The following is a 14,906-nucleotide window of genomic DNA, read 5'->3' on the forward strand; positions in this document are numbered from 1 at the left end:
CATATATGACTTGAAGACCAGTATTAGCTATATTCTGTGAATGATAATAGGAAGAGCCGTGTGCGATAATACCGCACGCACGGTTCTGTGAGGAGTGAGGAACACGTCCTCGAAGAGGATTATATTCCCGCTTACTCGACCGGGAACAGCACGTGTCCGAAGACCCCACAGCGGTGGTCTTTCCGCGAGGAGGCTGAGGCCGTGCCCTAAGGTCCGCGAAGCATTCTGCCGTAGCAGGTTCCAGCACATAACAACCATGAAAGTGTGCGAGAGCTTTACATAATGATAATTTTCATTATCATTACGCAACACTTTATATCATTTTCGTCATAACTTTAACAAATTCAACAAGCAATGTAAAAAGTATAAAAAAATCACAAGATAGAAAAGTACTTGTCCTACCTCAAAGTTTATGCTATACTCATTTAAGTAATCAAATAATACTTTAAACCATTTGTTTGACATGATTGTTAATAAATGGTATGATAAAAAAGTTGACAAAATTAAATGATCTTTAAGACAAGTAGAAGCACCCGCTTCTCACCTGATCGACACCAAAAGGTAGTTGACTGGTTCCAACTTAGATAAAATTGCTATTGGAAATGTGTGGGTGCGATGTAAGTGCCGACACTTTTTTAATTTGTAAAAAGGCTTGTCAGATAGATCAATAATCAATATTCCTTGGAGGTGGCTAACTATTAGCAAAGATATGAATGTCAATGAGAAGATTCGTGCTAGAGAAGTACGTCTAATCGATTCAAACGGGGACCAACTTGGTGTGAAATCTCGTCAAGAAGCATTAGAAATTGCTCAAACTAGAAATTTAGATTTAGTAATGGTAGCTCCTAATGCGAAACCACCTGTTTGTCGTATCATGGACTTTGGGAAATTCCGCTATGAGCAACAGAAAAAAGAAAAAGAAGCTCGAAAAAATCAAAAAGTCATTAACATTAAAGAAGTACGTTTTACACCAGGAATTGGTGATCATGACTTCGAAACAAAATTAAAAAATGCTAAAAAGTTCCTTGAAAAAGGGGACAAATTAAAAGCATCAGTGCGTTTCCGTGGACGTGCGATAACGCATAAGGAGCTTGGACAACAGGTATTAAATCGCTTAGCTGATGAGCTAAAAGATGTTGCGACTGTCGAATCCAGACCTAAAATGGAAGGCCGTAATATGTTTATGATGTTCGCTCCGCTTAATGAAAAATAACCAAATGATGTAACGTTACGAGGAGGAAATAGTTATGCCTAAAATGAAAACTCATAGAGGATCAGCAAAACGTTTTAAAAGAACTGGTTCTGGAAAATTAAAAAGATCTCATGCTTATACAAGTCACTTGTTTGCAAACAAATCTCAAAAACAAAAACGCAAACTACGTAAAGGTGCTGTAGTATCTTCAGGAGATTACAAACGCATCAAAGCAATGCTACCTAAATAATAAAAAAACACATGATCAATCGATATATATGGAAATGTACTAGGAGGGAATTATTATGCCACGTGTAAAAGGTGGAACAGTAACACGCAGACGTCGTAAACGCGTCCTTAAATTAGCTAAAGGTTATTATGGTTCGAAAAGAGCGTTATTTAAAACAGCAAAACAACAAGTAATCAAATCAGGTCAATATGCTTATCGTGACCGTAGACAAAGAAAACGTGATTTCCGTAAATTATGGATCGCACGTATCAATGCTGCAGCTCGTTTAAATGATATTTCTTACAGTAAATTAATGCATGGTTTGAAATTAGCTGGTATCGATATTAATCGTAAAATGCTATCTGATCTTGCTATTAATGATGAAAAAGCTTTTACTCAATTAGTAGATCAAGCAAAAGCTGCATTAAAATAATAGTGATAAGAAGTGACCAAACCCATATCGAGGGTTTGGTCATTTTTATCATATGGGAGGGAATTTAAATGGAAAGTGCTAATAATATTCTATTTTTTATTATTGGAGTAAATATCATTGGGTTGTTTATGATGCGTATTGACAAACAGAAAGCAATAAAGGGTGCATACCGAATTCCAGAGCGTACAATGTGGATTATTGCATTTTTAGGGGGTGCAATCGGTACATATATGGGCATGAGGATGTTCCGACATAAGACAAAGCACCGTTCCTTCATAATTGGTATGCCAATATTAGTGATTATGAATCTTGTATTATTTGCCTACCTGCTTTTTTTCATGTCATAAAGGTTTAGTCTCTTGTCATATATATGAATTAGATGTAAATACAACTAGATTTGCTGTTATAAAGGAGGAAAAGTTATGGAACTTTTCGGGAACTATATAATGGCATTCATCGAAACGGGAGGTGTATTTGGTCCACTGCTTTTTATCAGTTTTCACTTACTAAGGCCATTGTTGTTTCTACCTGTTGTTTTTATCTGTATCTCAGGTGGAGTTGTATTTGGGCCGGTAGCAGGGACCGTCTATTCCATTATTGGAATAACCTTATCAAGTATCTTTTTTTACTTAATCATTCGATGGAAGCCAAAGCAATTCGAACGATTAACACATCTAAAACAGAAACTACTTGGTAAGTATGGCAATTTATCGAAAGCACAGATTACAGTCCTAAGGCTTGTACCATTTATCCACTTTCATTTGTTATCCTTATGTTTGATTGAAATTACATCTGGGTTAAAAGATTACATGAAATCATCATTCTTATCTAGTATACCGTTAGCATTTGTTTATACATCTGTTGGTGGGTGGATTTCGAACTTATCCCCTATTTATATCTTCACCTTCTTAATCGCCTTGTTGCCGCTTATTTACCTTTTAAGAACAAAGGAAATGATCATCAAATGGCAGGACTTTTTTCAGGTTAGTACGTAATTCACAAAAGCGGAAGCGTCCGTTTAGCGACGTACGGACTGCGCCCACGTTGTTTGTGGGTGGTTCGATTTTAATCGAACATTCCTTCGTAGGAGATAAAGGAAACATGCCCCTTTATGGGGTATGCCGACATTGGGCATAGCCCGTACTTAGTCGGCCTTCCTCAATAACTTGAGTCGATGTTGACCTTATCGTACGGAGGTGAGGGAAGTCTCGCTACAGCTTTAGCGCTGGAGCTAGCCGCTCACGAACATGAAAAGCACTCATTAAAGAAATGAGTGCTTTTTAAAGTTAGTCAAGGTTGGTTAATAGTAATTCATTAATCGGATGGTTCCATTTAATTTTAGCATGTGGGTAGCGAAGTAGAATCTCATTCTCAAGGAAATAGAGGTCTTCTCTTGTAAAGCCTTTTAATTCCATTGCTTCTTTGACACTTATATGAATGTTAACCACCTCGAAGCTATCTTCAGTGGTACCTAGGTATTTCTCTCCTTCGAATAGACAACCCTTATAAACAAACTGGAAGTTCTTCTTACTATTATTAGGTTCATCAAATAAATAGTACTCTTTTGCTGCCTTCGCTATATTTAATCGCCTTCTCGGATTGTTTAGGTACTGAACGGCAGTATAAACAAGAAGCACAATTGCAACCAGTATAAGTATGCGAAATAATATAATAACCATATGGAATCGTCTCCCTATTCATAGATACATCTCCCTTAGCTACGTATTAACATTAGATAAGGTTTCACTTTTTTTAATAAAAAAGGTAAAATTAGAAAAAGAACTTTACAAAAAATAATTAAAATGGGGAATCTTAATGGAACATAAGTTGAAAATTAAATTAATACATGATGAGGCAAAATTACCATATCGTGCAAATGAAGGTGACGCTGGCCTGGATTTATTTTCGATCGAGGAGAAGATAATCAAGGCTGGAGAAGCTGAGTTAGTTAGAACAGGGATACAAATTGAGTTGCCAGAGGGAACAGAGGCACAGGTTAGACCTAGAAGTGGTTTAGCCTTGAAACATTCGATTACAGTTTTAAATAGTCCTGGAACGATTGATGAAGGGTATAGAGGTGAAATTAAAGTAATTTTAATTAATCACGGTAAAGAGGATTTTAAGGTAGAAAAACATATGAGAATTGCTCAAATGACTATTGCACAAGTATTACAAGTACAACTTGTACAAGCAGAAGTTTTGTCTAACAGTGATCGAGATAAAGGTGGATTCGGCTCATCAGGGAAATAGGCCGAGCGAAAGAATCGATCTGTCTATTTTAATGAAATCTGTATATCGGTTCTTTTAAAAGAGGGGATTAGTACTAACCTCTTTTTTGGCTGTCTTTAAAAGACGAGGTGTGGTTAGAACGGTAAGACACTATGAATGAAGATGGAACAAATAATACAGGAACAATGTTTATGTTTAGCCGATTGACAGCGGAAACTCCACCTTGGGTAATTGTCGTCGGATTTATCTTGATTATGCTTAGCGTATCCGCTACGATGATGCCAGCTGAAACAAACGGGTTGAATCAGCTTCCGAAACGCTTATATCCACATGGTACAGCAGTGATGACAACATTACAGCCCTTAAGTGGTGCAATTGGCGTTTCCGTATTTATCAGTATTCTAAATTCAAAACAAGCAAGTTATCTAGAAAGTGTTGCAAATCCAACGTCGAAAGAATCAATAACACAAGCGATGGTTGTTGGGGTAGAAAATGTCTACTTTATTATCTTTATCATTACACTTATTGCAGTGATATTGTCATTTATTGTGTATCGAGCACGACCAGTTGATGAGAATATTCCTTCTAAAGAAAAGGAATCGTAAGCTAGACTAATACGTGTATGTTCTGACCCTAAGGAGAAAGAAATATAAATAATACATCATAAGAAAGCTCAGAGAACTTTGAGTAGAGTTTATCATGAAAGGAGTCGTTTCACAACGGCTCCTTTATTAATTTAACAATGCTGTCAAAGTTATTTAAAGAAACAGTGATGTCGAATTGACAATATATCGTTCTGATTTTATAATGAAAATATATTCATTCATTAAAAAAGGAGAATTATTAATGCAAGCAGGAGACAAAAAGTTTACAATTGTAAAAGCGGATAAGCTTGAAATAGATGTAAGTATGCAAATGTCTGAGATTTTTGCGGAGGGATTTTCACAGTGGTTGGAGTATTTTTCTAAGGACAAAAACAAAATTGCAAAGGCTTTTGCTCACATGTTTGTTTTAGAACAATTTTATGTAGCTGTAGTAAACGATAAAGTTGCTGGAATGGCTGCATGTACAGACGGGAAAACGTTATCGATAAGACTCAATAAAAAAGAACTGAAGAAGCACTTAGGATTTATAAGAGGTAGTATTGCGGGGATTGTTTTAAAAAAAGAATGGGAAGCTCCCATTGAAAATTTCCCTCCCGATACAGGTTCAATTGAATTTGTCGGTACAGCTATTGAATATAGAGGACAAGGTGCAGCATCGCAGATTATCAGCCATATTCTTGAAAATGCTCTGTACAACGATTACGTAATTGAAGAAGTTGCTGATACGAATATTCCTGCTATGAAATTATATAAAAAATTAGGTTTTGAAGAATATAAAAGGAAGTCTTTTCCGGAAAAAATGGCCAAGATAAATGGAATTAATCATCTCTTGTCCTTGAAGTATGTTAAATAATAAGTGCAAGTTTCTATTTGGTGAATAATTAGAGTGGAAAGGAGGGAAAAATCTTGCCTAGAACGGAAGAACAATATGAGGCAATGAGAGCTGCAACCAGAGATAAAATCCATTCGGCTGCAATAAAGCTGTTCGCAAAAAAAGGTTTTGCCGCGACAGGTGTTAAGGATATCGCGGATAGTGCAGGAATCAGCGTAGGGCTTTTGTATCGTCACTATAAAACCAAAGAGGATTTATTTAACGAGCTTGTCTCCTATGCTGCGGAAGGTTTAAAAAGAATAGCGAAAAAGTTTCAAAGTAATGAGTCTCCTTCAGAGTTAATTCAACAATTCACGCTAGAAATTTTGAGTGATCTTGATAAAGAGGATGAAATTGCAGGGTTTTACATGCTTATGAATCAATCTTCGACGATGGAAAACCCTTCTCCTCAAATTAAAAATCTTAACAAACAGAGTGAAGCAATGTTCAGCCGAACAACCCAATTAATCGAAAAGGGTCAGAAACTGGGTCAGTTTAAACAAGGAAATGCTTCGGAAATGGTATTATACTATTTTGCTTCGATACAAGGGATGATGACGATGAAACTTGCAATGAGTGATCGATATATTACACCAAGTCCCCAAATTGTAACAGCATTTTTGATTAGGGAAAATTTGTAAGTTAGCTGGAGAATTGTAAGGTTAGAATTGAACAGATTGTAACATTAATTTCTTCCAATCCAGATAATACAAGTGAGGAAGTAAATATTTACGAGAACTAATTTTGGAGACTGAAATACTACTTAAGTAAAATCACATTTGCAGCATACATATTATTCAAAGAATGAAATAAATTATAAAAGGCAAAATAAAGGATATTCGTGCTAGAAAGGGTTATAATTGGAAGAACCTGATCAAGGAGGTAATACATATGGTAAAATTAGATGAAACATTAACAATGCTAAAAGATTTAACGGATGCAAGAGGAATTCCAGGAAATGAAAAGGAAGTTAGAGAAGTATTTGAAAAGTATATTTCTCCATATGCTGATGAAGTAACAACAGACAATCTAGGTAGTTCAATTGCGAAGAAAACAGGGGATGCAAACGGTCCTAAAATTATGATTGCTGGACACCTTGATGAAGTTGGATTTATGGTAACACGAATAGACGATAAAGGGTTCGTGTACTTCCAAACAGTCGGTGGCTGGTGGAATCAAGTAATGCTTGCGCAACGTGTGACGATTTTAGGTGAGAATGGTGATGTAACTGGTGTAATTGGTTCAAAACCACCACATGTACTACCCGCAGAAGCACGTAAAAAGCCTTATGATATTAAAGATATGTTTATAGATATCGGAGCTTCTAGTAAAGAAGAGGCAGAGGAATTTGGCGTTGCACCAGGTCAATCGATTGTTCCTTATTTCGAATTTACACCTTTAAAAAATGACAAAATGCTTTTAGCAAAAGCATGGGACAACCGTATTGGTCTGGCGATTGCGATTGAAGTCCTAAAACAATTAAAGGATGTAGAACATCCAAATGTTGTTTATGGTGTTGGTGACGTACAAGAGGAAGTTGGTTTACGTGGGGCAAAAACTGCTGCACATTTGATTAAACCTGATATCGGCTTTGGTGTTGATGTAGGTATTGCTGGAGATACACCAGGAATTAAGCCTCATGAAGCAGATAGTAAATTAGGGGATGGACCACAAATTATTCTTTATGATGCATCCATGGTTTCGCATAAAGGATTGCGTGATCTTGTTGTGAAAACAGCAAAAGAGAATGCTATTCCATTCCAATATGCATCCATTGCTGGTGGTGGAACAGATTCGGGTTCCATTCATTTAACAGCAAATGGTGTGCCATCATTATCGATTACGATTGCTACACGCTACATTCATTCGCATGCTGGTATTCTGCATCGTGATGATTTCGAAAATGCAGTAAAATTAATCGTTGAAGTAATTAAGAAATTAGATACGGATACGGTGAAAGAACTTATCCTAGCATAGCATAAGAGAAAAATTTAAAACACTTGCGAATTCATAAAGTAATTTGCGGGTGTTTTTTCTTTACCTTTTATTATTTCTTGTAAAATTATGTACATACAATTAAAAAGTCATGATATTGCCTCCTTTTTGTTATACTGTTGTAGACTGACATCATCTAAGCATTAATCATATAATAATGGAGGCAAGCGAAATGCGTAATATAATTTTTATATTAATAATTTATGCCACCTATATCAGTTTAGGATTACCTGATTCCCTATTAGGAGTAGCCTGGCCTGAGATGGCGGGAGATTTTAATGTTGGATATAGTGCAGCTGGAATCATTTCAATGACAATTGCAATTTGTACCGTTATTTCAAGTTTGCAAACTATACGAATCACTAAAAGACTTGGAACAGGCAGGCTAGTTTTAGGTAGTGTACTCCTTACTGCAATAGGATTAATAGGCTTTGCAATTACGCAAAATTTCTTTTTATTAATCGTTGCAGCATTACCTTTAGGTTTTGGGGCAGGTGCGATTGACACTTCTGTAAATGATTATGTGGCTGTCAATTTCAAGGCACATCATATGAATTGGTTGCATGCTTTTTGGGGAGTCGGGGCAACGTTGGGACCAATTATTATGGGGATTAGTTTAAATAATGATTATTCATGGAGAAACGGATATTTGATTATTAGTGGTATTCAATTGATAATAGTTATTATTCTCCTATTTTCTCTACCTCTTTGGAAGCAAAAAGAAAACGTATCACCTGTTGAATCTCGGGAAAGTACAAGTTCTCTTCGAACAGTATTGAAACAACCAGGAGTTATCTTTTCTCTATTATCCTTTTTGTTTTATGTTGGTTTAGAAGGAACTATTTTTTTGTGGGGAAGTAGTTACTTAATTGAAGTGAAATCGTTATCTGTAGCAACCGCTAGTTTCATCATATCCTTATTTTTTGCAAGTGTAACGTTGGGGAGGATTCTTTCAGGATTTATAACTTTCTGGCTATCTAATCAAAAGATGTTGTTGTTTAGCGAAGTGTTTCTCTTTATAGGAATTCTTACAGTTGCCTTTGGAACAGGTAGCATTTTATACGGGGGATTTATACTCATTGGTCTCGGTTGTGCAGCAATTTTTCCAACCATGATGCACGAAACACCAAGAAGATTTGGAGAAAGATATTCAAGTGCGATTATTGGGTTTCAAGTAGCTTCTGGTTATGTAGGAATAACAGTTTTCCCACCGTTAGTAGGTACATTATTTCAGAATTTCAATATGAATCTATTTCCTATATTTTTAATTGTTTTCACTATTATTCTTCTAGGAGCAACCATTGTTATTGAGAAGGGGAGAACGGTAAAAAATTAAGTAACAAAGACATTGTACAAAAAAATCCCCTATGAAATCATTTTCGATTTTGTAGGGGATTTAAATCGTTTTTCTTAATTATTACTTAACAACGAAATACGTTACGCGCATTGGTAGATCTTATTAAAATTTAGGCTAAATAAGTATTCATTACTTTCTTTACATAATTCTGTGTTTCGGTAAATGGTGGAATACCATTATATTTGTCCACATTACCTGGTCCTGCATTGTAAGCGGCAAGCGCAAGTTCTACATTCCCATTATACTTATCAAGCATTTGACGAAGGTATTTCGAGCCTCCATCAATGTTCTGACGTGCATCATAAGCATTCGTTACACCAAGTGACCTTGCCGTATTTGGCATTAATTGCATTAAGCCTTGTGCTCCTGCAGAACTTTTGGCGAAAGCATTATAACCAGATTCATTTTTAATGACTGCATGAACGAGGTTTTCATCTAAGCCGTATTTTTCAGCAGCTGCTGTAATGTATGGGTTGTATTTGGTATTTCTGACTATTGATTGCTCAGTGCTTGATGTACCGGGTAGTGAATACATATACGAATTTGGATTTGAAATGTTGTCCATCGAAGCTGCACTGGTACTAGAAAGCTGTGTTGCTTGATTTATTTTATTAAGAAGCAATTGTTTAAATGTTACATCCATCATTGGGGATTGCTGATTATTTGAATGTAATGTAAGGTTTGACATTGCTTGTAATAATATTTTTTGTTGTAATTCTCTAATTTCCATGTTGAATTCACCCCATTATCTTTATTTTACGGGGAATCGCTAGAATAAGCAATATTAAAATGATAGTATTTCTTTGCCATTATTTTGCAAGATTTCTTGGTAAAAAGGATCCTCCCCGATGCTGATAATTCGGTCACAGAGACTAGTAATCTCATCCATGTCATGGGAGATATAAATAATCATTTTATTTGATTCTTTGGCTAATTTCTTTAAATAGGTACCAATCTCTATTCTTGACTTTAAGTCGATGCCAACTGTTGGTTCATCCAATAAAAGAAGTACTGGGTCATGTATCAGACTAATCGCTAAATTTAATTTTCGTTTCATCCCACCCGAAAGTGTTCCAGCGGGTTCTTTCCATTTGTCTAATTTCATTTCTAAACAAAGCTGTTTTAATTGGTTATTGTTCTTTTTTTCCCAAGAAAGCTTCTCAAAGAAAACCATATTTTCCTCAACTGTAAAATTATCCCATATTGCAATATCTTGTGGGACGAAGCCCACTTTTTTTCGAATTGCTTTTCTATCCTTTTTAAAATCAAGGTCATTAAAATAAATATCTCCTGATGAGGATTTTGTTAATGTTGCTATGATGGAAAGAAGGGTTGATTTTCCAGCACCATTCTCACCAACTAGTCCTATTATTTCACCAGGTGACACCGTAAATGATATATCCTGTAATATTGTTTTTTTTCCATAATTTTTTGTAAGAGAATGCACGTTAAGCATCAGATTCTCCTTTCATAATCCAAATAACAGTGATTAGAATAAAAACAAAGAGCCATGGATTTAATAATGAATGCTGGCTAAAGGCATGTATTGGGTTCAGCATTGTTACATTTCCTTCTATCGGGATGATAATTCCACTTAGAATTGCTAAAATTAACGAGATGATAAAGGAGATAACATAATAAAAATAGATATTTCTAAAAAGCAATGCGAATAAAAAGCTACCTAAATTTACGGTTATACGAAATACGATAAGTGACAATATGAGTTGCAAAGAAATTGGCTCATCGAGGAGAAAATGAAAAATGAAAACCGCTAATAGATCCATAAGGAAAAATGCACATGTGTATAACAATAGATTTTGTAACATGTAGCTTTTTAGAGAATATTTCATAAAAGCATAGCGGACAGCAATGGCTGCCTTTCTTTCTTTTATTATCCAGTCTGATACTAGAAGGGTGGACAGTACACTAAAGATTGCCCACAACATCCAGTTGTTCAATAGACTTTCTTTTTCTTCATCTACAGATTGATGCGTTTTTTGATAGGAAAATGAAGTACGTAACAAGTTCTCTTCTTCCTGAATTTCTTTTGATTTTGCGATAATTTCGTCGGCTGTCCATGTGTTAGCTCTGTTTTCAGATAGGTTCATAACCGTTAATGCGGTTTTTGCCCTGCCTGTTTCTTGCTGAACATATGAAATGATCATTTCACTAACTGGAATGTAGGCGAAAGACATGTCTGACCGATAACTAGTAATTAATCGATTCCGTTTTCCTTCTAATATATTCTCTTCATAATCCTTCTGTATTACAAATGCACTGTCTAATTCATGGCTTTCAACTTTTATTCGGGCCTCTGCTTCCGTAACATCATAGACTCGAATGAGAGGGTTTTCCTGTATCACCTCGTACAGGTCATTGCTAAGTGCTGAATCTTCTTCTAACACAATCCCGATAGGTATTTTACTATCTTCCTGAAGCTTGTCGGTAAGATAAATAACAAAGAGTGTCGCAAGGATGGGAAGAATAAGCCAGAAAATGAATGAAAAAATGTGCTTACGTAAGTGGATGAGACGTGTTTTGAAAATAGCAATCATCTGTCAACACGCTCCTTCCAAAGTGAAATCCCAATGAACACAAAGAATCCAGCAAGTGTCATTAATAATAATGGCAAGAAATCGGCATACAACCGATTATTGAGTAGAATCTCCGTTAACCAGTAAAAACTCTCATAGGAGAAGCTATATGCTAATAATTCCTGTAAACCTATTGGTAAATAAATAGTAGGAATAATAGCTCCACTAATGATCAAAACAACTACTGTAAAGACGGCATGAACAAGTAGCCGCAGCTTTTGCCTTCGGATAATCGTTTCACAAATTGCTAGGCAAATTAAAAATAAAAGGGAGTAAAGGAAGATTAGTCCCGAAATTCTTAGAACATCTACGCGGACTAAATCAAACGTTAAAAAGTGATTCAAGACTAAAAAGACAATAAGTGAAAAAATCATGCTCATGATTAGTGAAACAGACATTCTTGCTATCATTTCACTTAAATTGGTAACACCGTAGAGCTTCATTCGTTGTTTTAAACGTTTACTATTCTCTTGATATAGAAGGTGGTAAAATGTGAGCAACCAAATGGTAATGAGTAGAAGCCACGCTCCTATGCCGAAATAGTGAACAGGGGAAGCGGTTGATAGGTTAGTTAATTCCACGTCACGTATTACCTGATTCGAACCTAATGTATAAAAGACAAATTCCTTAAATTGTTCAAATACAAGGTCATTTCGCTCTTCATCATTCATTCCCATTTCCTTTGCATAATGGTTAATTGCTAATATATTCGCTTGAGAAGCGCGTATATGTAGACTAATACTATCGATGATTTCACGAATAGTCATGCTTTCTAGTCTTTGCTTGGGATTGCCTACAATTGGGATGATGACGGAATTCCCTTGGTATAGATCATTTGTAAAATTTTCTGGAAAGACAAGATAGGCACTCAGCCGATTATTCCCAATTTCTCCCTGTGCTTTATCCTCATCCATAGAATGTATGCTCATGAAGCTACCAAATTGGGAAGATTCTTCTATTAGTTGTGTCACTAGCTCTGTTTCCTTAGACTTATCTAAATCAACTAGACCTACTTGAATTGCCTCCCCGTCTTCAGGCATGATAAATGAAACAATTACGATACAAATCAAACCAACTAATAAAATAGGGAAGATGAAAAGAAGAGGAAGTGATAACCACTTCCTCCTTAATTGCTGTATATTGTTTGTAACAAATAGTAGGATGTGTTTCAATATATCCATACAAGCACTTCCATTTCTTTCTGGTTAAAAACCTTCTCCACCAGCCATCATCATTTCAAAAATCCACTGCTGGAACTTAGGTGTTAAATCAACTTCAACATAATTCATTAATTCTTCTGCCGGAAGTCCTCCTAAATCTTTCACACTATCTTCTTTTGGCATATCGACACCATCGATATATTTTCCTTCAATGAATGCATGGAGGCTAAACATATCTGGGCCAAGTTCTGGACTATCAATTGAGAAGTGATGTTCTGAATTCATCTGGTCATTATTATAAGTAGAAGAACCATCCCACAGTAGACTTCCACCAGTCATGGAATCCTCATATGAAAAGACGCGTTCAAAGTCTCTCGTTCCATCATTTATGCTCTCTGTTCCTTCATAAGAAAGGGTGTACTCACCAAATGTTAGATTAATAGAGTCTGCTGCTTTGTCATTTTCTGAAGATAAATCAGCTACAATGTTCATTGTTCCATCTGTCAGTGCATCAGCAAAATATAATTCATAATTAAAATGCTGTGTATTATCCTGTAATCGCTGCGTACCATTCATTGTGAATGTGACTAAATCACTTTGATCTGGACCTAATTCAATGTTTAGATCACGTTTTGCGATAGTCTTGTCATGAATCCAAATCGTTGAAGTGAAACCATCTGTTATTTGAAAGTCTTGTATACCTTCTTTCGCATCTGCCATTGCCGTTTCAAACTCGGCAATCATCTCGTCAATATCAGAATCAATGGACATTCCGCTAAATTGCTGCTCCATTTGCAAACGAAGTAATTCTTTTACTCTATCATCCTTTTCTAATTTCGCGAAGATGTCTGAGAGAAGGTCTTTCACTTGTTGTTCAGATAAGTGGAATTCAATTTTCTCTGTATCTAAGGATTCGCCATTTACTTCAATGGATTCATTTTCAGAAGTAAACGCCTCATCTGGTAACGTATCATAAATCATTTCAACGTATTCTTTCTTAAAGTAATCCAAGTCATCTTCTGTAATAACACCATATTCTTCAAATATCGTATCTAGCTCAAGAGATTCTTCCCCAGTAAATACCATAGGATCTATTTCATGTAATAAGGGTCCTAAATCTTCATCTTTAATTTGAAGAATTTCCTCAATAAAAGGTAATCCTACCATTAATTTTTCATCCGTTATATATGCACTTAATCCATCAATTTCTATACCGCTAATATTTGCTGCAAGTTCAGTTGAAATTTGCTTATTTGGTACATCTGCTTGTGCAGTTAGGGTGATACTAGAATTATTGATAATCTGTGCGGGATCTACTGTTGCATAATTTTCTGTGCCTGCTGCTGGATCGTTATATTCTGCAGATAATTCAATCGCTTGTTCTGTAGGTTTTTCGTATGACGCTTTGCTCCAATCGATTTCTGCTTGATAACGTTCCTCAATTTCCTCTTTCAAAGATTCAAAGGTATTTTTTTCTGCTAAAAAGTATGCCTCTTTTGATGAAGTATTAGACAGTACAAATGCAGCAGCCGTACCACCAGCTATTAGAATGATGGTAATAATAATTGCTATTATTCCTTTTTTCTTTCCCCCGGTTTGCTTAGAATCGTTCACGATATTTCCCCTTTCCATTTATCACTTACATGTCTCTCTCTTATAATGTATTTTAGAAAATCTAAAAAATCACTATAGTATTCTAATTTTTTATACCACTAATTGAGTATATAAGTCAAACGCTTCTTTATCTTCGGACAAAGGACCTAAAAATATGGAATAGGAATAGTGGATATACGAAAAAGGAACTAGAAAATTAAGATATGTAGATATAAAAAATATTATTTTCTAAAAAATTGTTGCTATTTTTTAGGTGAAGTGTGGCGTAAAAGATTTAAAATGCGCAATAAGTGCTTTGTTGATTTCCGCTCCGGGCAGCCAGTACGCTTTCCGCGGGCACGGCCTTAGCCTCCAAAGAAGCAAAGAACGCTTCTTCTGGAGTCTTCGGACACGTGCTTTTCCCGCAGGAGTCGACTGGCTGCCCTCCGCTCCAATCAACAATGATAATAGTGCTAAACCATGATTTATTTGAGTAAAGAGCAATTAGTAGTGGAGGAAACACACGCAGACTCCTGGAGCGACCGAGCATAGGTCGTAATATATAGCGGGTGGGATTCCCGTCGAGAAAGAACTAGCCATTCACTCGTAGCGAGTCTTGGAGGGCAGGTGGTAACACGCTGCCTTTAA

17 protein-coding genes and 1 other annotated feature are annotated in these 14,906 nt (G+C 35.9%); of the genes, 11 read left to right on the forward strand and 6 right to left on the reverse strand.

The features are described 5' to 3' along the window. The first annotated feature begins 515 nt into the window (after positions 1 to 515). Positions 516 to 643: a sequence feature (ribosomal protein L20 leader region), on the forward strand. 66 nt (positions 644 to 709) lie between these two features. The 5 genes from infC (at position 710) to D8M05_RS18980 (ending at position 2,849) form a co-directional block, all read left to right on the forward strand. Continuing rightward, positions 710 to 1,213 carry a translation initiation factor IF-3 gene (gene infC, locus D8M05_RS18960; protein WP_121134571.1) on the forward strand — a complete coding sequence of 168 codons (504 nt, stop codon included), beginning with the start codon at positions 710 to 712 and terminating at the stop codon, positions 1,211 to 1,213. 34 nt (positions 1,214 to 1,247) lie between these two features. Beyond that, a complete protein-coding gene (rpmI, locus tag D8M05_RS18965) occupies positions 1,248 to 1,442 on the forward strand; it encodes a 50S ribosomal protein L35 (RefSeq protein ID WP_121134573.1) in 195 nt (64 codons plus the stop codon). A 55-nt stretch (positions 1,443 to 1,497) separates the two neighbouring features. Further along, positions 1,498 to 1,854, forward strand: coding sequence for a 50S ribosomal protein L20 (gene rplT / locus D8M05_RS18970; protein WP_121134575.1), 357 nt, complete (start codon positions 1,498 to 1,500; stop codon positions 1,852 to 1,854). 68 nt (positions 1,855 to 1,922) lie between these two features. Beyond that, positions 1,923 to 2,201, forward strand: coding sequence for a DUF1294 domain-containing protein (locus D8M05_RS18975; RefSeq protein WP_121134577.1), 279 nt, complete (start codon positions 1,923 to 1,925; stop codon positions 2,199 to 2,201). A 75-nt stretch (positions 2,202 to 2,276) separates the two neighbouring features. Further along, positions 2,277 to 2,849 carry a TVP38/TMEM64 family protein gene (locus tag D8M05_RS18980; RefSeq protein ID WP_121134579.1) on the forward strand — a complete coding sequence of 191 codons (573 nt, stop codon included), beginning with the start codon at positions 2,277 to 2,279 and terminating at the stop codon, positions 2,847 to 2,849. A gap of 291 nt (positions 2,850 to 3,140) precedes the next feature. On the opposite strand, the gene D8M05_RS18985 is transcribed toward D8M05_RS18980, so the two are convergent. Further along, positions 3,141 to 3,533: a sigma-w pathway protein ysdB gene (locus D8M05_RS18985; RefSeq protein WP_121134581.1), complete on the reverse strand. Its 393-nt coding sequence runs from the start codon at positions 3,531 to 3,533 to the stop codon at positions 3,141 to 3,143. 136 nt (positions 3,534 to 3,669) lie between these two features. On the opposite strand from D8M05_RS18985, the gene dut reads away from it, so the two are divergent. The 6 genes from dut to D8M05_RS19015 all read left to right on the forward strand — a co-directional run bounded on the left by dut (position 3,670) and on the right by D8M05_RS19015 (position 8,890). Then, entirely contained in the window at positions 3,670 to 4,104 is a 435-nt protein-coding gene (gene dut, locus D8M05_RS18990; RefSeq protein WP_121134583.1) for a dUTP diphosphatase, read from the forward strand. Between the two features lie 131 nt (positions 4,105 to 4,235). Continuing rightward, complete coding sequence (locus D8M05_RS18995; RefSeq protein WP_121134585.1) at positions 4,236 to 4,688, forward strand: MFS transporter; 453 nt, start codon at positions 4,236 to 4,238, stop codon at positions 4,686 to 4,688. 241 nt (positions 4,689 to 4,929) lie between these two features. Beyond that, entirely contained in the window at positions 4,930 to 5,541 is a 612-nt protein-coding gene (locus D8M05_RS19000) for a GNAT family N-acetyltransferase (RefSeq protein WP_121134587.1), read from the forward strand. Positions 5,542 to 5,594: 53 nt separating this feature from the next. Continuing rightward, on the forward strand, positions 5,595 to 6,200 hold the full coding sequence (locus D8M05_RS19005; protein WP_121134589.1) for a TetR/AcrR family transcriptional regulator: 606 nt from the start codon (positions 5,595 to 5,597) through the stop codon (positions 6,198 to 6,200). 250 nt (positions 6,201 to 6,450) lie between these two features. Continuing rightward, positions 6,451 to 7,536, forward strand: coding sequence for a M42 family metallopeptidase (locus D8M05_RS19010; RefSeq protein WP_121134591.1), 1,086 nt, complete (start codon positions 6,451 to 6,453; stop codon positions 7,534 to 7,536). A 190-nt stretch (positions 7,537 to 7,726) separates the two neighbouring features. Further along, on the forward strand, positions 7,727 to 8,890 hold the full coding sequence (locus tag D8M05_RS19015; RefSeq protein WP_121134593.1) for an MFS transporter: 1,164 nt from the start codon (positions 7,727 to 7,729) through the stop codon (positions 8,888 to 8,890). A gap of 130 nt (positions 8,891 to 9,020) precedes the next feature. Here the strand turns inward: D8M05_RS19015 and D8M05_RS19020 are convergent, their stop codons facing one another. The 5 genes from D8M05_RS19020 to D8M05_RS19040 are packed head-to-tail and all read right to left on the reverse strand — an operon-like array spanning position 9,021 to position 14,279. After that, positions 9,021 to 9,641, reverse strand: coding sequence for a lytic transglycosylase domain-containing protein (locus D8M05_RS19020; protein WP_121134595.1), 621 nt, complete (start codon positions 9,639 to 9,641; stop codon positions 9,021 to 9,023). Positions 9,642 to 9,695: 54 nt separating this feature from the next. Then, positions 9,696 to 10,367, reverse strand: coding sequence for an ABC transporter ATP-binding protein (locus tag D8M05_RS19025; RefSeq protein ID WP_121134597.1), 672 nt, complete (start codon positions 10,365 to 10,367; stop codon positions 9,696 to 9,698). Further along, positions 10,360 to 11,466, reverse strand: coding sequence for an ABC transporter permease (locus D8M05_RS19030; protein WP_121134599.1), 1,107 nt, complete (start codon positions 11,464 to 11,466; stop codon positions 10,360 to 10,362). The genes D8M05_RS19025 and D8M05_RS19030 overlap by 8 nt, the downstream gene beginning before the upstream one ends. Beyond that, positions 11,463 to 12,686: an ABC transporter permease gene (locus tag D8M05_RS19035; protein ID WP_121134601.1), complete on the reverse strand. Its 1,224-nt coding sequence runs from the start codon at positions 12,684 to 12,686 to the stop codon at positions 11,463 to 11,465. Before D8M05_RS19035 ends, D8M05_RS19030 begins: the two co-directional genes overlap by 4 nt. A gap of 24 nt (positions 12,687 to 12,710) precedes the next feature. Further along, on the reverse strand, positions 12,711 to 14,279 hold the full coding sequence (locus tag D8M05_RS19040) for a DUF6583 family protein (RefSeq protein WP_245985542.1): 1,569 nt from the start codon (positions 14,277 to 14,279) through the stop codon (positions 12,711 to 12,713). Between the last annotated feature and the right edge of the window lie 627 nt (positions 14,280 to 14,906).

The sequence above is a fragment of the Oceanobacillus bengalensis genome (assembly GCF_003628445.1).
GTDB classification, from domain to species: Bacteria; Bacillota; Bacilli; order Bacillales; family Amphibacillaceae; genus Oceanobacillus; species Oceanobacillus bengalensis.